Genomic DNA, 18654 nt, shown 5'->3' with positions numbered 1-18654 from the left:
CAGCTCAACAAGCATCTGATCAAGGCGCACACAATGCAAAATACTCAGCTTCAAGACTACAAAAAAGAATTTATTGAATTTGCGATTGAGCGCAATGTATTGCGTTTTGGAGAGTTCACGCTTAAATCGGGTCGAGTCAGCCCTTACTTTTTCAACGCTGGCTTGTTTAATACCGGTGGCGATTTGGCGAAGTTAGGTCGTTATTACGCGGCAGCTTTGCAAGCGGCGAATGTCGACTTTGATGTTTTGTTCGGTCCTGCATACAAGGGCATCCCAATTGCCACAACAACTGCTGTTGCCTTGTCGAATGACTACGATCTGGATGTGCCGTATTGCTTTAACCGTAAAGAGGCCAAAACTCACGGTGAAGGCGGCAATTTAGTTGGCAGCCCTCTTGAAGGCAAAATTATGCTGGTGGACGACGTGATTACCGCGGGCACGGCTATTCGTGAATCGATGCTCTTAATTGAACAACACAAAGCGAGTTTGGCGGGTGTGCTCATTGCACTTGATCGTCAAGAGCGTGGACAAGGCGAATTATCTGCTATTCAAGAAGTCGAGCGCGATTTCAATACTCAGGTTATTTCAATCGTGACGTTGGCCGATGTGGTTGCCTATTTATCATCGCTAGGTACGAACAATGAAGCGGTTAAGAGTATTAACCAATACCGCGAAACATACGGTATTTAGTGCTGCTTTAGTTAATTGACCAAAGCCACTAACGCCAAGTTAACACTTAACTAGCACTTTATTAAAACGAAATATGACTGATTTATTTGCACAAGCCGATCACCAACTCGACGCAATGGGACTTCGATGCCCAGAGCCGGTGATGATGATCCGCTTACAAATTAGAAAAATGCAAGATGGCGAAACGCTTTCAATTTGTGCGGATGATCATTCAACAACTCGTGACGTTCCTAGTTTTTGTCGCTTCATGAAACATACCTTACTTGCCAGTGAGACTGAAAACGTGCCTTATAAATACTTGGTACAAAAAGGAATTGCTGAGTAATTTTAGGCGCTAACATCGTTTCAAAAGCACGTTGCTTTACTATTTTGTTTCCTTTAATCTACATTAAAGAAGACCCAAAATTAAATGGGCTTCAAGGAATAAGGTAGTCTATCTAGATGTTAGCTTATTGGTACAAAACTCTTCCTCAGTATCCTCGAAATCATATCGACTTTTGGCGCGTTCGGCTTATCTCCAACATCATGCTACTCGTCACTATTTTGTTTTTAGTGCTTGGTGCTATTAACTTATTCGCATTTCAAAACCTCAAGCTTACTGCGCTAGATTTTGTAGGCGCTTGTATCTCATTTTCCATTCATGCATGGTTTCGTAAAACTGGGCTGTTAGTACCTGCAGCGTGGCTGGCTACGCTAATGTTGAGCATTCTAGTTGTAATCTTTATCTACTCCGTGAATGGCGTTAACAACTCTATTCTTTGGGCCACTTTAATACCACCCATTGCTTTCTTTTTATTGGGCAAGAATTGGGGAACTATTTTTACTGTCGTAGTGTTGTTGTTCTGTACTTATGTTTCGTTTTCCTTGTATGACAGTCAAGTTTCACAGCCGTATTCATTTGGCTCGGTGTTGAATATGATTGAGGTCATGGTTGTGCATATTTTGATATTTCGATTTTATGAAGGGGCGCGTTCAGAGGCCTATCGTGATCTCCGTTCGAAAAATCAAAAAATTCAAATACTAGCAGAAACCGATAAGCTGACCGGATTGTATAACCGTGAAAAGCTAGATCAAAGCCTAAGTGATATGATCGGAACCTTAATTCCGCAAGATAAACCTTTAACATTGCTGATCATCGATATTGATCACTTCAAACGCATAAATGATGTAGAAGGGCACTTAGTTGGCGATAACGTACTTAAGCAAATAGCCGCTAAACTACAGTCTAAAATGCGAGAGGGCGATCTTCTTGCTAGGTGGGGAGGCGAGGAATTTGTTGCCGTATTGCCCTATACACCCTTGGATAATGCAATGGAGCTGGCTGATCGCCTCAGACTTTTCATTAGTGAGCAATCGATAGAAGGCAATAACATTACCATTAGTATCGGTGTTACTCAGTGCCAAGCTTCTGATTCCGTGGAGGCTTTATTCGGTCGAGCAGACAAAGCTTTGTATCAAGCTAAGGTAGGCGGTCGAGACAGAGTGATTAGTGCTGCTTAACGAAAAAAGGCGCATTGCTGCGCCTCATTTATTTCAAACTAATTTTAGCTTTTTGGTTTCATGAACTTAATTGTCCAACGATCTGTGTTGCCCGAAACTGAACGTGCACCCACTTCGTATTCTAATTCGTCATCTTCTTTGTAATGTAGGTTACTGAAGTCGACTAATACAAAACCCGCTTCTTGAATTTCTTTGATCGCTAGAACAGGATCAATACGACGACCATTGCTGCTGCCATCAGGCTCCATGTGACGTCTTGTGTGATCGACTACACCATATATACCACCCGGTCTCAATGCTTCAAAGGCTAGCTCATTCATCTTTTTACGGCCTTGCTCGCTAAAGTTATGGTAGTTACGGAAAGTAAGTACCATGTCGACGTCTTTTACGCCTAATGAATCAGTTTTCAATGAGTAGAATCGCGAACCTTCTTCGCGATAAACGTCAGCATCTTCTGCAACGATCTTCATTTTTTCGAAACCAGGTAGCTCCATTAAGCTTTGTTTGATTCTAGAGGTACCAATGGCTCCAAAATATTCACCATTTTCATTCAAAGCGGGGATCAATAATTTTGAATACCAACCGCCACCTGGGAGAAGCTCTAGCACACTCATATTATCTTCAAGGCCGAAAAACTCTAACGTTCTTATCGGTTTACGATTTCCGTCACGTTCAACTTCCGCTTGAGTGCGAATATCTGACGCCATTGCTGTTTTAATCTTGTCACCAATAGGCGCAGCAGATGACAATGCTGATGCACTCAATAAGGCGCAAGCGATGCTTAGTGAAACTAACTTTTTCATAATATTTCCTTTGTCGTTTTCATTCATTTTTATAGTTATAAAAAGTCATTGTCGATTGATAGTTTCCTAACAAGCTCATCGATAATGACACTCAAGATTAATTCAGCGTTAACCACCAGATCAAGGCAACGATACATAGTGCTAACGCGCTAGCACTCCACTTATACTTTCTTACAAGCTCTTCGGTTTTATCACCAAAGTAATAAACCAATATGGCTAACCCGAAATAGCGAATGACACGTCCCATTGCGGTAGCCAATATAAACAGCGGTATCGAGTAAGCTGTCACGCCGGCTGTTAGCGTCGCTAATTGCAAGGGAATAGGCGTTACACCAGTACTAAATATAAACCAAAATCCGTCACTTGCCATCCGTTCTTGAAAAGCGGCGAACTGTTTTTCGGTCGTCATATAGCTCATTATCAAATCACGCATTATGTCGAATAGAAAGTACCCGATTAAATACCCTAACATTGCACCAAGCAAACAGCCAACGGTGGTCATTAAAGCAATTAGCCAGAGTTGGTCACGTCGCTTTTGCATCAGAGGCACTAATAGCGCTTCGATAGGTATGGGCACGACGGTCGACTCTAAAAATGACGCTAAGGTGATAGCGGGTAGCATATGTTTAGAGTTGATCATGCGTTTGATTTTTTTCTTTATAGACACAGCATTCCAGCTAAAAAGTGAGGAGAGGTTAAGGAAGTCGACTCATTTACTTTTGATGAACCGACAACCTGGCATCGTATCGTGGACTATTGTTTAACAACCTTCCCGTCTTTCATCACAAAGTCGATTTTTTCCATCAAGGTAATGTCTTCAAGGGGATTGCCTTTTACCGCAACTAAATCAGCAAGTTTACCTTGCGTAATAGTCCCTAGCTCTTTGTCTATTTTAAGTAGCTTAGCAGCGTTGATTGTGGCAGACATGATTGCATCCATTTCCGACATACCAGCTTCAACCATAAGTGCGAATTCTTGTGCGTTATCGCCATGAGCTGATACGCCTGAGTCGGTACCAAACGCAATTAAGACGCCATTTTCATGTGCTCTAGCGAATGTTTTTTGAATCAAAGGACCAATCGCTGCTGCTTTCGGGCGAACGATATCAGGGAAGTAACCATCTATCTTGGCTTTCTCTGCCACAAAGTTGCCCGCTAGGATTGTAGGTACGTAGTATACATCATGCTTTCGCATCAATCGGATGATCTCTTTATCCATGTACGTGCCATGCTCAATTGAGTCGACACCCGCTAGGATCGCGCGTTTCATCCCTTCTTTACCATGTGCGTGAACAGCAACGGTCATGCCGTAGTCTTTTGCCGTTTGCACTATTGCTTCTAATTCATCGGTCATGAATTGAGGGTTTTGACCACTTTTTGCAACACTTAGAACGCCGCCGGTCGCAGTAATCTTGATTAAATCAGCCCCTTCTTTATAACGCTGACGCACCGCTTTTCTCGCTTCGGCAACACCGTTAACAACACCTTCGAGTGGACCAGGATTACCCATAAAATCGCTGCTTCTGCCATTGGTTGGATCAGCATGACCGCCAGTCGTTGCTATCGACTTGCCTGCTGAATAAATGCGAGGCCCAACACTCACGCCTTGGCTAATTGATTTTCTTAAGGCAACGGTTTCGTTGGTTACATCACCCAAATTACGAACGGTCGTGAAGCCAGCCATTAAGGTTTTTTGTGCGTAATCTACGGCTGAAATTGCGTAGTCCGCTTCGTTGGCGGTAAATCTTTTAAGATAGGAGCTTGGCCCTTCATTTTGATAGGACAAGTGAACATGCATATCCATCAAACCTGGCATCAGTGTGCTACCGCTTAAGTCGATAAATGTATCGCCTTCGCCACCTTGATTTTTACCATCAACTATACTAATGATCTTATTGTTTTCGACGATAACAGTTTTATCACTCTGCATTTTAGAATCTTCAGATGTGATGAGCTTACTAGCAAAAATATGAGTCGCTGCTTGCGCATTCGAGGCAACTATAAAAGCCGCAGAGATAAGCACTGCTTTTGCAATGTGAGAGCGTTTGAATATGTCTTTAAGCATTCTACTAATTTTCATCCTAGAGTGTTTGCGTTATCGTATCCTATACATTAGGGTAAAAATTTGAGCAAATCAAAGGATTATGAAACATAAGCTCAAAAAGGACGTAAAGCTTGTATTCGATAGAGTGAGTTGCATTTAAAAAAGCATGTCATAACAAGGTTAAATATATGCGTCGAAATCAGACGGTCGTTAATGAAGAAGTAAAATTTTCAGATTCAGTTGAGCTAGTCTCCACAACGGATACTCGCGGCATTATCACCTATGCGAATTCAGCATTCTGCCAAGTCGCCGGTTACGAAGCAGATGAACTGCTAGGTAAGAACCACAACATTGTGCGCCATCCTGATATGCCAAAAGCGGCCTACAAAGACCTATGGACTCACTTAGAGAAAGGAGAGTCGTGGCATGGCATCGTCAAGAACCTGTGTAAAGATGGGCGCTACTATTGGGTGGACGCGTTCATAACGCCAATTTACGAAGGTAAAAAACTTACGGGCTATCAATCAGTTAGGGTAAAGCCAAAAGCCGAACAGGTGGAGAGAGCCACCGCGTTTTATAAACTCGTCAATGAAGGTCGCAAACTAAAACAAGCAGAACTGAATTACGCCCAAAAAGCTATGTTCTTTGCCGTTGTTGTTGCCTTGGCGGCCATTCTTACTACCTTCACGTCAGGGTGGTTTGCAGGCCTTTCAATTATCGCACTTAGCGTGATTGGTTTAATTACCTTCAAGACAGAGTTAATCGACATTCCTAAAATGGCGCAAGAACTCAAGCTCGAATACGATAGTGTGAGCAGGTACGTGCTAGCCGGCCGAGGTGTGTCTGGCGTGGTTAAATTTCATCTAGGCCTGCATAAAGCTATGCGCCGAACCATACTGGGGCGCACGCTAGACGCGACACAGGAGCTAAACAAGATTGCGCAGAATACCTTAGCAATGGTTGAACGAACTACCCAGGGCATACACCAACAAAAAGTTGAAATGCAGCAAATCTCGGCGGCGATAAAGCTTATGTCAGAAGGTAGTCAAACGGTTATGACTAGCACTGAAGATACTAACCAAAGAGTGCAGCTTGCTAATGAAAAATGTTCGGGCGCTAAAGAGTTGATTGTTCGCGGTCGTGATAGTGTGAGCGGTTTGGCTGGCATTGTTGAGCAAGCATCTGAAACGGCGGATGAATTAATGCAAGCGTCCGACAAAGTATCGGAAACCGTGGGTGAAATTGACTCTATTGCAGACCAAACAAATTTGTTGGCTTTGAATGCGGCCATAGAAGCTGCGCGAGCTGGTGAAACAGGTCGAGGCTTTTCTGTTGTAGCCGACGAAGTGAGAGCTTTATCAACCCGCACCCAAGAATCAGCCGCAAATACGATGGGCAGCCTTGCTGAGATGAGAAACACACTTCAAGGTTGGGTTGGTAAAATGCATGAAAGCCGAGACAATGCGGAGAGAAGTGCTGAGCAAGCGAATCAATCTGCTGAGGCAATCCAAGACATCTACACGATGATCGAAACTATCTCTGACCATTTGCGAGGCATCGTAAGAGAAACCGAAGTGCAAGACGGGATGTGTCACGACATCGAAAATAACATTTCAGCCATCCAAGTGGTTGCAGATGATAACGCTTCACTTGCCGTGGAAATGGAAGACAATGCCAGAGCATTGACTGACAACATTCAGCGTATGGTTGGAATGGCTAATGCGTTTGGGAAGAAATAGTTGTTTTTAAGATTGCTGTAATTGGTAGGAGATCCCTTCCTTCGAAGGGATGACGGTGGTATCGAAGGGATGACGGCTACTTCACCCCGTCATTCCTGCGAAGGCAGGAACCTCCCCAAAGCACTAGAAAACCCAAAGAGAGCACTTTTTAAGATTGGCGTAATTGGTAGGAGGTCCCCTCCTTCGAGGGGATGACGGTGTTTTTGAGGGGATGACGGTGGTATCGAAGGGATGACGGCTACTTCACCCCGTCTTTCCTGCGAAGGCAGGAACCTCCCCAAAACACTAGAAAACCCAAAAAGAGCTCTTTTTAAGATTGGCGTAATTGGTAGGAGGTCCCCTCCTTCGAGGGGATGACGGTGTTTTTGAGGGGATGACGGTGTTTTCGAAGTGACGACGGTGTTTTCGAAGGGATGACGGTTTTTTCGAAGTGATGACGGTGTTTTCGAAGGGATGACGGTGGTATCGAAGTGAAGACGGTTATATCAAATCAAAAACAACCCAAACTAAAACTATAATCCTTACTTCTCATCACCAACTCAGAACCGTCAGACGTTTTTGACTCCTCCGCTATTTCCGTCCATTGATACATCACATTCTGGTGCAACCGTGCCCATAGGTTGCGTCTAATTAAACAGTAAGGAACTAAGGTTTCGGCGCTCTCATCATCCGCTTGAAATTGCCTAAGTTCGATGGGGTGTTCTGGGCCAACTTCTACTTCATCACCAATCTGCGTTTTGACTTTAAGCGCGCCTTCCTCAAAGTACCAATCGACGACGATAAACGGCACGTCCTCAACTTGAATACCAATCTTCTCGACAGGAGTAACTAAAAAGTACTTTTCATCTTCTTTCTTGAGCACGCTCGACAGTAAACTAACTAGCTTTGCGCGAGTGAACGGTGTGCCTTCGTGCCACCATTGACCATTGCGTTTAATTACCAAATTCATGTCGCCGCAAAAAGGAGGATCCCATTGATCAACAGGAGGCATCTTCTTTGCGGGCGAAGTATCGGATAATTGCTGAGTTAGCTTACCTAGGTCCATTTTAGTCCTGCAGCGTGTCTTTTAATTTTCGCAGAACATCTTTAATTCTGCGTGTGTTTTCAGGGCCTGTGCGAATCAATTGTTTTTGAGGGCCCGATAATGCTTCAAGCTGCTCATCTTTGAATTTGTACATCACGCTATCCGAGTACACTTCAATTGGCATTGGCACAATTGGGGTATCAAGCAGTTCGTCAATCGCTTTTAAAAGAGCATCATCGAAAGACGTATTCGGTGGCGAAATCTCGGCGAACTTCGATTCCAAAGTTGGACGATAGGTGTCCATCAATTTCACCAAATCTTCGGTGCTTAATGACTCTAGTGCATCGACATAGCTGTTGTAGCGCTTATAGCTCGACGCATCTATCCATTCACTATCGGCTTGTGTGTAAACGCGAAATTCATTTTCAGGTTGGCTAAGTAAATTATGATTAGGTGACATTTCTTCATTGGCGATGCTATTTACGTTTATCACAAACTTCTGTAATAAACTTTCGTCCACTAGATACTTCGCTACAAGGGGAGAGGTAGCTAACTCAACGAAGGCGTTCTTCACGGCGGCATCACTTTCATCTAAAGGCTCAGCTTCAACAATTTCAGGCAGCGGCTCAATGTCCTCACCTGTCTCAATCTCAAGCGCTTGAATTTCAGGTGTGCCTGAAAACAACTCTTCTTCAGTAGGAGTTACTTCAGGCTCAACAATAGCCGGTGTTTCCACTGCTATGGGTTGAACTGGTGTGATGGCAACGGGCTCAGAAATTATAGTTTCTTCTTCGTCAGAGATCGGCCACAAAAATGCCACGACTAAAATCACAATTAAGACGGCTGAAGCGATGAGATAAGGCTTCATTTGTTCAATTTGACTTGGTGACTGTGTTTCTTGATCTGACATTCTTACTTCTCCTTGCCTTTAGTAAAATGGATCTGAAATTCAGAATTAACAACCTTTGTTCAACTAGCATAGCAATTATGACACGCACTTATATAGAAGGTTCATGCTATTGGATGAAATCATAGAGCTTGAAATCAAAGCTTTCTAAATCACAGCGCTCGAAATGAACCTTTTCACTGGATCTGGGTATTTATATTATATTATCAAGTATAGGTGACTTATTATGACTGTAAAATTTCCGATGACGATGTTGGCAACAAAACCCCAACAAATAAAACGTTTAGAAGTGCAATCGTTTGAAATGAGCGTTTATCTAGTTAAGATTACGATAGAAGGTAGAACCGGGTTTGTGACAGATCATAACGATAGCCCAATGCGTTTTTTCAGTACTCAAATGATCAAAGACATGTTTTCTCATTGTGAGGTGGAAGTTGCCGTAATGACGCAAGATTCGGTTTACGAAGAAATGATAGGCAACCCAATCGTTGAAAGGAAAGCGCCTGAAATACCATTTTCTATGGCCCAGCCTTACTAATTGTTTCTGGCCTCATTCAGCAAGATTTCAAACTCTTGCTTTTCTACTGGCATTATTGATAAGCGACTACCCTTCTTCACCAAACCAAGCTCTACGATGTTAGGCATTTTCTTGATAGTAGCCAAGGGTAGAATCTTGTTAAATGTCTCTACATGCTCAAGCTCTACCATTTGCCAGCGAGGCTTCTCTGGCGTTGATTTTGGATCAAAATAATGGCTTTCAGGATCAAATTGCGTCTGGTCGGTTAAACCAATTTGACTTACCTTCGCCAAGCCAGCTATGCCAATATTTTTGCAGCTGGAGTGATAAATAAACGCCAGATCACCCACTTTCATGGCATCACGCATAAAATTACGAGCTTGGTAGTTGCGAACGCCATCCCAGCCTTCTCGCTTGTTTGGACGGCTGGCTAAGTCGCTAATACTGAAAGCATCGGGTTCGGTTTTAAATAGCCAATATTGTTTCATGTTTAGTCGCTCTTATTCTCTTTGTCATGTAAAGCTTTAATACGCTCTAGCAGACGGTTTATCTTGTTTTTGATTAGGTCTTTTGATTCGCCTTCTGCTTCCTTCAATTCGGTTTCAAGTCGCGAAATCTTCTCCAGTAAATCCATCTCGCTCTGCTCTTTGGCTACGGCTTCTTCTGCTTTATCAAAAATCATATCTTCAGGTGTGGCTTCGGCTGGTATTTTTTCTTTGGCTTTTGGCTGTTTCGTCGATTTTGTTTCCGCTACCGTATCTTTAGAAAGTGCAGATTCGGGATTTGTTGTTGGATCTGCTATGTTGTTCTGTCCTGCTGCGATACTTATTTCCGCTTCGCCACCCATTCCTGCTTCGCTATTCAGTCCCGCTTGGGCTAGCGTTTCTTCTGCGTTTGGTGTTACTGATGTGTTTTGAGCCCCTGTCGTGTCGTTATTAGGAATAACAGCCTCACCGTCAGGCAATTTTCGCTGGTTCATAAACTTCGGAGATACAATTTCAACTTTTTCTTCATGCAAACAGTCAAGAATGTTGGTATACAATTTTGAGCGTGAGGAAATCATACTTTTCACTTCCGTGAGTAGCCCTGAAATTCGATAAGTAATAGCGTGATCACCTAGTTCGGTAATTTGCACAAAAGGCCCTTCTAATTCACTCAATTCCGCAGCCTTTATCAACAAAGGCTCGATGCGCGAGTGGTGAATATCATAACCTAGCGATAAGCTTGCCGAAATAATGGTTCCTGAGGAGCGCACAACTTGCAGTGGATGCGACATTAAATACGAATTAGTAAATGAAATAAGCTCGCGTTGTTCAGTTTGAATTTCGGTATCAAAAACGCCTTTCTCAGTTACGCGCCCAAAAAAGCCATCAACGCGAATGAAGTCACCAGTACGAAAGGGCTGGGTAAAGCGCAAAACTACACCCGCCATAATATTTGCCACAATAGTGGTAGACGAAAAGGCGATGACACCCGACAGTAAAAGACCAATTAAGCTGATGACTTGATTTCGTGTGCTTTCAGTTACCGGAAGCGCGCTGGCAATCACGATAACACCCATAATATAAAGCACCAATAAGATAATTTTGCGGGGTAACTTTGCTTCATTGCTTAAGCTTTTGTTACCCAGCAGTACCTTATGCGAACCCCATAAAAATGCGACAACAACAATGATTGTCAGTACATAGGGGATCATTGCCCAACCGAGTGTAACGAGTTCATCCATCTTGATTTTCCGCATTTGTAAGAGTTGAATATGGCACTAAATTGCGCACTCAATGGCGCTCTAAATAGGGCGCTAATACACCCTTGTAATCGAGGGTGGCGCCTAACTTATTTGCTAATAGTATCATGCCTGTAATTTTCCTATTTACCAAGGCGACATCGAAAACAGGTGTCGTGGTCGCCGTTTTATCGATCATCAAAGGCATGGTGATTTTTTGAATTCGTTTAATCAGCTGTTGTTCTTTCAAATTATAGCCACTATCACTTTGTAGGGAATCACTTTGCAGACAATCGCTGGCTTCAAAACAGGCCTTTAGGATAGTATCGATTGCTGAGTCACTCATGTTATCGTCTATTAAACCCAGAGCGAATAACGCTTTGCGCATGTCTTCTGTATTTTGTCTTTGCATTGCATCGGCCATTGCCAAGTAATGCGTAGAAGTATGCTCGCTAACTTCTCTGCATGCACCAAAGTCGAGAAGCACTATCTTCTTTGTGTCGCTTTGGTAAAGGTAGTTAGCAAAGTTGGGATCGCTTTGCATCAATTTGTGCGTGAATAGTTCTTCATAGGTGAGGTGCATAAGATGGGTGCAAACAAGATCGGTAATTTCAGAACTCATCGCGTTAATGTCGGTAATTGGCGAGCCTTCAATGTATTCCATGGCAAGCACGTTTTCATCGGTCAGTTCATCGACAACATAGGGTACGACAAAGCGCGGGTCATTCCCTATGTTGGCGGCGTAGGCTTTAATATACTGGGCTTCTTGTAAGTAGTTAGCCTCGTTCTTCAGCTGTAACTTAGCTTCAGCTAGAATGCCGCTCAAATCGATATGTTTCGGTAACGCACCTGTCATTTTGACTAGGCCAATGACGTTATCGATATCGCTATCAATGCTTTCACGAACGCCAGGGTATTGTACTTTAACTGCTAATTCGCGCCCATCTTTCAAGGTTGCTCGGTGCACTTGGCCTATGCTTGCTGCTGCAATGGGTTCAAATGAAAAATAAGAGAATTGTGCATGCCAATCCTTCGACCATGAGTTTTCGAGGGTTTTTAGCAATTGTGCTTTGGGCATGGGATCGGCTTGCTGACGCAAACGGGAAAGGATGGGTTCCCATTCAGCTGGTAATAGCTCTCCTGCATCCATGGAAAGCAATTGGCCAACTTTCATGGCCGCGCCACGCATGTGTGCCAAACGTTTGGTAATAGATAGTGCGTTGTCGGTATTTAGGAGTGATTGATTTAATGAGGGGCGTTGCCCACTGAGGATTTGTTGCGTAGCGCCTTTGACGATATTACCCGCGACGGCGCTAGCTAAACCGCCAAATTTGGCTAAACGAGAAAGTCGCCCGGAAGGAACTTTTCGTTCACTTCGTTTTTCTGACACGTTTATGCGATCATTGGCGCAATGATAAAGCACAGCATGCCGAACACACTGCCAATACCGAAACCTAACCAACCATTCTTATCAATGTAGCGCGCAAGGATACCGCCGAATATGCCACACCAAAGCATGACGCTATAAACGGAATCAATCACACCAACATTCTCACCTATGCTTGCACCACTGAACAAAACAAAGAGTATGAATACGCACATCGAAGCTGACATGATGACCCATACGATATTCTTTTTGTTCTTAAACTCGTCTAAAGGATTGTACTTTTGATCTGACATAGGCTTCTCTTATTCTTAGATTTTCACTGAATTTATTGTGCTGGTACAAAATCTAATTACAGCATTAATGACGAGTAAACTCTACACTTAATAATTCAGTGTTATCGGTGAAGGTTAAGGTTTGAATGTCGCCCATGCCTTCCACGTTTATTGTATTCGTTTGTTGATGCCATATATCTCTGAGCGCATTGTGTTGAATGTACAAACCGTTCAAGTTCTTCGGAGCAGGTGTTTCTTGATATACCCAAAAGTGTTTTCCTTCCAGCTCAAGACCCACAAAACTCAGTGCTAACTCGGTTTTATCTAAGTTATATAGAGCAAAGCGCTCTAGTACATACTTCGCGAAATCCGACTGGGTTTTTTCGCTACTCATAATATCAGCACTGGTATCGAAGATTTGTTTTACCGCATGTTCCGCGTCGTGCAAATCAAAGCGATGACTGACTTCAAGGTTTTGCGTGCGAGGGTTGTACAGCACTGTGGTAATTGCGGTTTTTTGTTGGTGAGCAGACGCGCTTCCCACAAACACAGCAGAAAAACCGAGGCTTGCCACCAAGGCACAGGTGAACACAAGTGAAACGACGCTAGACAAGCATAATGCCTTGCAGCGAGCGATGAATGAAAGCGCGAACGAAAACGAGACCGCAGCTTCAAGGCTTCGCTCTGCTTTCGTTACGGCCGTTTTACTTGATTGAAAATAAATTGTCATATCAAGCGCTACTTCTCGTCTTCGTTATCTTTCTTGTCGTTTTTAATCTCATCGTCCGTCTTTAGCTTAGTTTTACTATCTTGCATTAAGTCGCGACGAACGCCTGTTTTGCTGCTATTCGACTTATAAGCTTCGATGCGCGTTGGAATGATGCGGCGTGGATAGTGATTGTTTTCAACATCAACGTCAGCAGTTTCCCAGCGAGGATCGACAGTGACTGATTTGAGCACCTTGTCTTTCTCAGTCACGATAAGCTTCGAAACCGAATGTGGCGCACGACGCCAAATTTCTGCAGGAATATACATGTTGTCTATCGAACCATCTTCAAACTCAAGTTCAAGGATGATTGGCATAACTAGGCCGCCTTTGTTCGAGAAGTCTAATACATAGTAGTTTTTGTCTTCTTTCACGGCGCGCTCAAACACACGTCTTTCCCACGGCTCAAGTTTGTTTAAGAAAGAGCGATACTTGTTTCGTTCTTTGTTAGTAACTGTAAATTGATCGTTTTCGTCGTAGAAATCGCTTACGTCTTTATTTTTATCAATCCAAAGCTCAATACCTTCCGCCTTGTTGCGTTCGTCGGTAAGAGACAATGGCTTATCTAGCTCGGCTTGACGTTGGCGGGCAAAATCAATATCTGGATCTTTTGTATCCAAGCGCAGTTTGTAAACGTGATCTAGTGAAATATCAACATGATCGGTTGAGTAGAACCAACCGCGCCAAAACCAATCTAAATCAACACCTGAAGCTTCTTCCATTGTGCGGAAAAAGTCTGCTGGCGTAGGACGTTTGTATTTCCAACGTTGCGCATATTCTTTCAATGCAAAATCAAACAAGTCTCTGCCCAGAATAGTCTCTCGCAAGATGTTCAAAGCAACAGCAGGCTTCGCATAGGCGTTTCGACCGAACTGAAGAATAGAGTCCGACTGAGTCATAATAGGCACTTGGGTAGATGACTTCATGTAGCTAGTAATGTCGCGTGGTTCAACACCCCAAGGAATAGTCGGATCCCATTCACGACCGGCTACACCATCAAGGAAACTGTTTAGACCTTCATCCATCCACGTCCACTGACGTTCGTCGGAGTTGACGATCATTGGGAAATATATATGACCCACTTCATGGATAACTACGCCTATTAAGAAGCGTTTTTCAGCTAATGAATAAGTGCGCTCGCCGTCATCTTGTAAATCAGTACGTGGTCCATTGAAGGTAATCATTGGATATTCCATACCGCCTACTGGTCCGTTTACAGACTGGGCAACAGGATATGGGTAATCAAACGAGAAGCGACTATAAACTTCCATGGTGTGAATAACAGACTCAGTACTGTACTTCTTCCATAAATCGCCACCTTCTTTCGGGTAGAAAGACATCGCCATGACGAGTGGGCGTTCTTTTCCGCCTTGATTATATCCTTTGGCATCCCACATGAATTTGCGTGAGCTGGCCCAAGCGAAATCACGCACTTTCTCTGCTTTGAAGCGCCATGTTTTTGATTTATTCGTGCCTTCTTTCTCGTTCTCTAAAGCTTCTTCTTCAGTCACGATAAATACTGGGCGTTTAGCTGTTTCAGCTTCTTCTAAACGTTTGCGTTGAGTTTTTGTAAGTACATCTTTCGGATTACTTAACTCACCCGTCGATGAAACAATATGGTCAGCTGGAACGGTAATGCTCACGTCGTAATTACCAAACTCTAGGGTAAATTCACCGCGGCCCATAAACTCTTTATTCGTCCATGCTTCATAATCGGTATACGCAGCTAAACGCGGAAACCATTGAGCTAGCAGGAAGATATCATTGCCGCCTTCTCTGGCATCATCTGGAAAGTGCTCATAACCACCACGAGCTGAAACGGCATTTTCTTCAACAATATTGAAAGCAAAATCAATCTTTAACTTTGTGCTGGAATTAGGTTTCAACGGTGAAGCTAGGTCAACTCTCATTAACGTACCGACAACCACGTAATTAAGAGGGTTCCCTCTGTTGTCAGTGACTTTGTTTAATTCGAAACCTAACTCAGTGTCTTCAACAAACTGTTGGCTGCGCAACGCACCAAGACTTAGGCGTGCCGGTGAGTCACCGTTTGCACCTTGTGACGCAGGACCACGACCGCCAACGCCACCAAAGGCGCTAGTAAGGGTGGCCATTGAATCATCTTTAAATTTATTTTGATCAAGCTGGATCCATAAATACTTTAGAGTATCAGGCGAATTATTTTGGTAATCGATGCTTTGCGAAGCCGACAAACGACGTTTAGCTTCATCTAATTTCACATCAATCACATAATCGACTTTTTGCTGCCAATACATATGGCCAGGTTCACCAGCGGCATTTCGATATACGTTTGGCGTAGGTAAGGCTTCGTCTAATTGACGGAACTTGTCTTCAAAATTACCTTTCGTCTGCTGAATGGCAGAGCTTGCGTTGCTACAAATAGGAAGAAAGCTTGAAACGCACACGAGTGCAACAAGCGAGGCTCTCTTAAATGACATGTTTATTTTCCTGTTACCGATTGGCTGTTGGTTGGTTTGTGACTTGTTCGCGTTCACTTCGTACGTGCCTACTTACGGAGCATTTGAAAAGTACTACCACTTGTCGATTCTAATTATTTTCGGCTATTGTAACGGCTTCAATAACAATTAAAAGGCGTAGCAAATATTTGTTTATATAATGTGCTATTTATTTATCAGCGAAACCTTGAATTCTCCTTGTTAATCAAGCTGAATACAGTATTCTCAATAACTATAAAAATTTTGTAACAAAAAGCGAATAATGACTTCTTTTTCATGGCAAAGGGCCGTAATCAAAATCGGTAGTGCTTTAATCTCGCCTAATGGCAAGGGTTGCAGCGCTGAGTATTTGTTATCTATTGCAAAGTTTATTACTGCCAGTCGTCAACAGGGCAAAGAGGTCATTATTGTATCTTCCGGCAGTGTTGCGGCGGGTCGCAGTTCCATAAAAACGGGTTTACAAGCGACCATTGCCGAAAAACAAGCCATGGCCGCTATAGGTCAGACGCAAATGATGGCCAATTGGGCGCGCTTTTTCGACTTCCCTTGTGCGCAAATTCTATTAACGCTTGATGATTTGCATGATCGTCGCCGTTACGTAAACGTAAAAAACACATTAAGAGAACTACTCGCTAATCACGCCCTTCCTATCGTGAACGAAAATGACACCGTGGCTGTTGATGAGATCAAGGTAGGCGACAATGATAATCTCGCTGCCCATACCGCACTTGTAGCTCAAGCCGACACACTGATAATTTGTACCGATGTTGACGGCTTGTTCAACGCCGATCCTCGTAAAAATCCGGATGCCGAATTACTGCCTTGCGTCGATGTTATTACGCCGGAAATTAGTGCACTAGCCGGAGGTGCTGGCAGTGCAGTAGGGACAGGCGGCATGATCACCAAACTTCAAGCGGCTCAAAAATGCGGAGAAAGTGGCGTTCAAACTTTATTGGTAAATGGCAGACACGCTTCAGTGTTTGATGCATTGTCGCAAGGAATGTGTCCCGGAACTTTGTTTAAAGCCACTAATAATCTGCGCTCTGCAAAGCATAAATGGTTGTCTCACACGGTAAAATCTAACGGCACACTGAACATCGATAAAGGCGCTTATCTTGCGCTTTCGGAAAAAGGTGCTTCACTTTTGGCGGTAGGTATAAGTGAAGTAAGTGGTAACTTCAAGAGTAACGATGCAGTCGATATTTTGTACGAAGGAAGTGTGATTGCCAAAGGTATTAGCTTGTACTCTCATAGCGAGCTACGTTCCATTAAAGGGTTGAACAGCAGTCGCATTGAGAGCGTGCTTGGTTTTAGTCATGGTGAAGAGGCAATCCACCGAGATGATTTGGTATTAAGCCAAAATTTGCGTCAGAATTTACGCTAATATTTGTCCTATAGTACTAAAAATATTTGAGTCTAGGCCAGTTGTGGTGCATGCTTGTGCTTAATAACTCGCTTCGCGCTTTATAGCGAGAGTAATTAACGATGTAAACTTGGCTGTATTTGCCATGCTTGAGCATCAAATAATAATAATAACGGGCATTTGAGCCTGATGATGTAAACAAATATATGATAAACATTCATAGCTTGGAAGATGATGGCTTACTTACAAGCTTCAGTCAGCGCCATAAGGTACTTGCCCTCGCATTAGCGACCGTATTTGTCGGTTATGGAAATGCGACGACCAAAGCTGTTGCGGATGTTGATGAAATAGAGCCCCTCACTACTTTTCGTGATGCTTATAAAGAATACATCGCAGTCATTAGCTCAAACAATGCATCATCAGCTTACTTAGTGATTGTCGCCGAACAAACTTATCAGCTTGGTAAGGCAAAGTTTGGTCCACGTCATCAGAACACCTTCTTATTGCAACAAAACTTAGCCAATGCGTATTTGACGACCGGTGATTATTCTCGTTCAGCTGCCAACTATGCTTCAGTGATAGAGTATTATGAGGAAACTCAGGGCGACGAAAGCCAAGCTTATTACTTTGCCTTACTTGATATTATTAATTTATTGCATACTGCTTACAAAGCGAAGCAGTTGCTAGCTGAAGACTTAGGGATAACGCAATTTGCGCGCGATAAAGCGATTGTTAAATTGCTCGCAGTAACAAAAGAACTCGTTTCGTTTATGCCAGAAAATGCACTTTTGTTTCTCGGGCATACGGTAAAAACAGCAATCAGCAATCGATGGGCTGAAAAAAACAGTCAATTGCTGGATATGGCTAAGCAATTTAGTATTGATGCGAAGAAGCATCTTGGTGAATCATCCCCCGTATATGCAGAATCTTTGGTTTACCTTGGGCAAGTTTTGTATGGCATGCAAAAAAATAAAGATGCCTTACAGACACTAGAAAAAGCCTTGGCACTGCCACAAAGTCAAAGTACTGATATGCATGGTTTTAGAACGGTTGCGCATGCTCATTTGACGTCGTTATATGCACGTAAAAATAATGCTGAGAAAGCAGGCTTTCATAGCCAGCTGGTTGGCAAAGATAGAGTTTGGGATGGTGAGAAAGTAGCCTTACATCGAGTTATGCCGCGTTTCCCTTCAGAGAAAGTGGCGAAAACAGATACCAACAAAGCATCTGTTACTATTGCGTTTGATATTAGTAAGACGGGAACAGCAATTAATATAGAAATTGAGAACAGCACTCATATTGCCTTCAACAAATACGCTATTGCCGCTTTAAAACAGTGGTACTTTGCGCCAAAATGTGTCGATGGCGAGTTCTTCATAGCGACGGGTTTTGAGATCACCGTCGACTTCATTCGAGAATAATATCTGTTCACTAAAGTGAGTT

General features: G+C 43.2%; 18 protein-coding genes. 7 read left to right on the top strand and 11 right to left on the bottom strand.

Annotated features, from left to right (window positions below; all coding sequences use genetic code 11):
- Nucleotides 1-33 precede the first annotated feature (33 nt).
- The 3 genes from pyrE (at nucleotide 34) to ACKLNX_RS09065 (ending at nucleotide 2190) form a co-directional block, all read left to right on the top strand.
- A complete protein-coding gene (gene pyrE, locus ACKLNX_RS09075; protein WP_412972114.1) occupies nucleotides 34-690 on the top strand; it encodes an orotate phosphoribosyltransferase in 657 nt (218 codons plus the stop codon).
- A gap of 73 nt (nucleotides 691-763) precedes the next feature.
- Nucleotides 764-1015: a sulfurtransferase TusA gene (gene tusA / locus ACKLNX_RS09070; protein ID WP_412972113.1), complete on the top strand. Its 252-nt coding sequence runs from the start codon at nucleotides 764-766 to the stop codon at nucleotides 1013-1015.
- A 116-nt stretch (nucleotides 1016-1131) separates the two neighbouring features.
- Nucleotides 1132-2190, top strand: a complete 1059-nt coding sequence (locus ACKLNX_RS09065; protein WP_412972112.1) for a GGDEF domain-containing protein — start codon at nucleotides 1132-1134, stop codon at nucleotides 2188-2190.
- 44 nt (nucleotides 2191-2234) lie between these two features.
- Here ACKLNX_RS09065 and ACKLNX_RS09060 read toward each other — a convergent pair whose 3' ends face one another.
- The 3 genes from ACKLNX_RS09060 to ACKLNX_RS09050 all read right to left on the bottom strand — a co-directional run bounded on the left by ACKLNX_RS09060 (nucleotide 2235) and on the right by ACKLNX_RS09050 (nucleotide 5057).
- Complete coding sequence (locus tag ACKLNX_RS09060; protein WP_412972111.1) at nucleotides 2235-2993, bottom strand: class I SAM-dependent methyltransferase; 759 nt, start codon at nucleotides 2991-2993, stop codon at nucleotides 2235-2237.
- 97 nt (nucleotides 2994-3090) lie between these two features.
- Complete coding sequence (locus ACKLNX_RS09055; protein ID WP_412972180.1) at nucleotides 3091-3633, bottom strand: YqaA family protein; 543 nt, start codon at nucleotides 3631-3633, stop codon at nucleotides 3091-3093.
- Between the two features lie 113 nt (nucleotides 3634-3746).
- The gene (locus ACKLNX_RS09050; protein WP_412972110.1) at nucleotides 3747-5057 is read right to left on the bottom strand and encodes an amidohydrolase family protein; all 1311 of its coding nucleotides are present in this window, start codon (nucleotides 5055-5057) and stop codon (nucleotides 3747-3749) included.
- Nucleotides 5058-5224: 167 nt separating this feature from the next.
- Here ACKLNX_RS09050 and ACKLNX_RS09045 point away from each other — a divergent pair, with 167 nt between their 5' ends.
- Nucleotides 5225-6775 (top strand): methyl-accepting chemotaxis protein, encoded by a 1551-nt coding sequence (locus ACKLNX_RS09045; RefSeq protein WP_412972109.1) that lies wholly within the window; start codon nucleotides 5225-5227, stop codon nucleotides 6773-6775.
- 490 nt (nucleotides 6776-7265) lie between these two features.
- Here ACKLNX_RS09045 and ACKLNX_RS09040 read toward each other — a convergent pair whose 3' ends face one another.
- Both ACKLNX_RS09040 and ACKLNX_RS09035 read right to left on the bottom strand, forming a co-directional pair.
- Nucleotides 7266-7820 carry a DUF1285 domain-containing protein gene (locus ACKLNX_RS09040; RefSeq protein WP_412972108.1) on the bottom strand — a complete coding sequence of 185 codons (555 nt, stop codon included), beginning with the start codon at nucleotides 7818-7820 and terminating at the stop codon, nucleotides 7266-7268.
- A 1-nt stretch (nucleotide 7821) separates the two neighbouring features.
- Entirely contained in the window at nucleotides 7822-8709 is an 888-nt protein-coding gene (locus ACKLNX_RS09035) for a DUF3014 domain-containing protein (protein ID WP_412972107.1), read from the bottom strand.
- 223 nt (nucleotides 8710-8932) lie between these two features.
- On the opposite strand from ACKLNX_RS09035, the gene ACKLNX_RS09030 reads away from it, so the two are divergent.
- The gene (locus tag ACKLNX_RS09030) at nucleotides 8933-9244 is read left to right on the top strand and encodes a DUF6482 family protein (RefSeq protein ID WP_411695359.1); all 312 of its coding nucleotides are present in this window, start codon (nucleotides 8933-8935) and stop codon (nucleotides 9242-9244) included.
- Here ACKLNX_RS09030 and ACKLNX_RS09025 read toward each other — a convergent pair.
- The 6 genes from ACKLNX_RS09025 to ACKLNX_RS09000 form a co-directional block, all read right to left on the bottom strand.
- Entirely contained in the window at nucleotides 9241-9711 is a 471-nt protein-coding gene (locus ACKLNX_RS09025; protein ID WP_412972106.1) for an EVE domain-containing protein, read from the bottom strand. The two genes, ACKLNX_RS09030 and ACKLNX_RS09025, sit on opposite strands and share 4 nt — an antisense overlap.
- A 2-nt stretch (nucleotides 9712-9713) precedes the next feature.
- Nucleotides 9714-10949: a mechanosensitive ion channel family protein gene (locus tag ACKLNX_RS09020; RefSeq protein WP_412972105.1), complete on the bottom strand. Its 1236-nt coding sequence runs from the start codon at nucleotides 10947-10949 to the stop codon at nucleotides 9714-9716.
- Nucleotides 10950-10998: 49 nt separating this feature from the next.
- On the bottom strand, nucleotides 10999-12336 hold the full coding sequence (locus ACKLNX_RS09015; RefSeq protein WP_412972104.1) for an ABC1 kinase family protein: 1338 nt from the start codon (nucleotides 12334-12336) through the stop codon (nucleotides 10999-11001).
- Between the two features lie 2 nt (nucleotides 12337-12338).
- Nucleotides 12339-12626 carry a hypothetical protein gene (locus tag ACKLNX_RS09010; RefSeq protein ID WP_411695355.1) on the bottom strand — a complete coding sequence of 96 codons (288 nt, stop codon included), beginning with the start codon at nucleotides 12624-12626 and terminating at the stop codon, nucleotides 12339-12341.
- 64 nt (nucleotides 12627-12690) lie between these two features.
- Nucleotides 12691-13197 carry a DUF6702 family protein gene (locus ACKLNX_RS09005; RefSeq protein ID WP_412972179.1) on the bottom strand — a complete coding sequence of 169 codons (507 nt, stop codon included), beginning with the start codon at nucleotides 13195-13197 and terminating at the stop codon, nucleotides 12691-12693.
- Nucleotides 13198-13343: 146 nt separating this feature from the next.
- Nucleotides 13344-15830, bottom strand: a complete 2487-nt coding sequence (locus ACKLNX_RS09000) for a M1 family metallopeptidase (protein ID WP_412972103.1) — start codon at nucleotides 15828-15830, stop codon at nucleotides 13344-13346.
- 280 nt (nucleotides 15831-16110) lie between these two features.
- Here ACKLNX_RS09000 and proB point away from each other — a divergent pair, with 280 nt between their 5' ends.
- The gene (gene proB, locus ACKLNX_RS08995) at nucleotides 16111-17232 is read left to right on the top strand and encodes a glutamate 5-kinase (protein WP_412972102.1); all 1122 of its coding nucleotides are present in this window, start codon (nucleotides 16111-16113) and stop codon (nucleotides 17230-17232) included.
- A 185-nt stretch (nucleotides 17233-17417) separates the two neighbouring features.
- Nucleotides 17418-18632, top strand: a complete 1215-nt coding sequence (locus ACKLNX_RS08990) for a TonB family protein (RefSeq protein WP_412972101.1) — start codon at nucleotides 17418-17420, stop codon at nucleotides 18630-18632.
- The last annotated feature ends 22 nt before the right edge of the window (nucleotides 18633-18654 follow it).

The organism is Glaciecola sp. MF2-115 (genome assembly GCF_047250385.1).
Classification (GTDB): Bacteria; Pseudomonadota; Gammaproteobacteria; order Enterobacterales; family Alteromonadaceae; genus Glaciecola.
This window is presented reverse-complemented; position numbering and strand designations above follow the sequence as displayed.

Coding starts and splice junctions, on each gene's coding strand:
- ACKLNX_RS09000 (WP_412972103.1), bottom strand. CDS start 15,830: ATGTCATTTAAGAGAGCCTCGCTTGTTGCACTCGTGTGCGTTTCAAGC.
- pyrE (WP_412972114.1), top strand. CDS start 34: ATGCAAAATACTCAGCTTCAAGACTACAAAAAAGAATTTATTGAATTT.
- ACKLNX_RS09060 (WP_412972111.1), bottom strand. CDS start 2,993: ATGAAAAAGTTAGTTTCACTAAGCATCGCTTGCGCCTTATTGAGTGCA.
- ACKLNX_RS09030 (WP_411695359.1), top strand. CDS start 8,933: ATGACTGTAAAATTTCCGATGACGATGTTGGCAACAAAACCCCAACAA.
- ACKLNX_RS08990 (WP_412972101.1), top strand. CDS start 17,418: ATGATAAACATTCATAGCTTGGAAGATGATGGCTTACTTACAAGCTTC.
- ACKLNX_RS09035 (WP_412972107.1), bottom strand. CDS start 8,709: ATGTCAGATCAAGAAACACAGTCACCAAGTCAAATTGAACAAATGAAG.
- ACKLNX_RS09045 (WP_412972109.1), top strand. CDS start 5,225: ATGCGTCGAAATCAGACGGTCGTTAATGAAGAAGTAAAATTTTCAGAT.
- ACKLNX_RS09020 (WP_412972105.1), bottom strand. CDS start 10,949: ATGGATGAACTCGTTACACTCGGTTGGGCAATGATCCCCTATGTACTG.
- proB (WP_412972102.1), top strand. CDS start 16,111: ATGACTTCTTTTTCATGGCAAAGGGCCGTAATCAAAATCGGTAGTGCT.
- tusA (WP_412972113.1), top strand. CDS start 764: ATGACTGATTTATTTGCACAAGCCGATCACCAACTCGACGCAATGGGA.
- ACKLNX_RS09025 (WP_412972106.1), bottom strand. CDS start 9,711: ATGAAACAATATTGGCTATTTAAAACCGAACCCGATGCTTTCAGTATT.
- ACKLNX_RS09040 (WP_412972108.1), bottom strand. CDS start 7,820: ATGGACCTAGGTAAGCTAACTCAGCAATTATCCGATACTTCGCCCGCA.
- ACKLNX_RS09065 (WP_412972112.1), top strand. CDS start 1,132: ATGTTAGCTTATTGGTACAAAACTCTTCCTCAGTATCCTCGAAATCAT.
- ACKLNX_RS09055 (WP_412972180.1), bottom strand. CDS start 3,633: ATGATCAACTCTAAACATATGCTACCCGCTATCACCTTAGCGTCATTT.
- ACKLNX_RS09010 (WP_411695355.1), bottom strand. CDS start 12,626: ATGTCAGATCAAAAGTACAATCCTTTAGACGAGTTTAAGAACAAAAAG.
- ACKLNX_RS09050 (WP_412972110.1), bottom strand. CDS start 5,057: ATGCTTAAAGACATATTCAAACGCTCTCACATTGCAAAAGCAGTGCTT.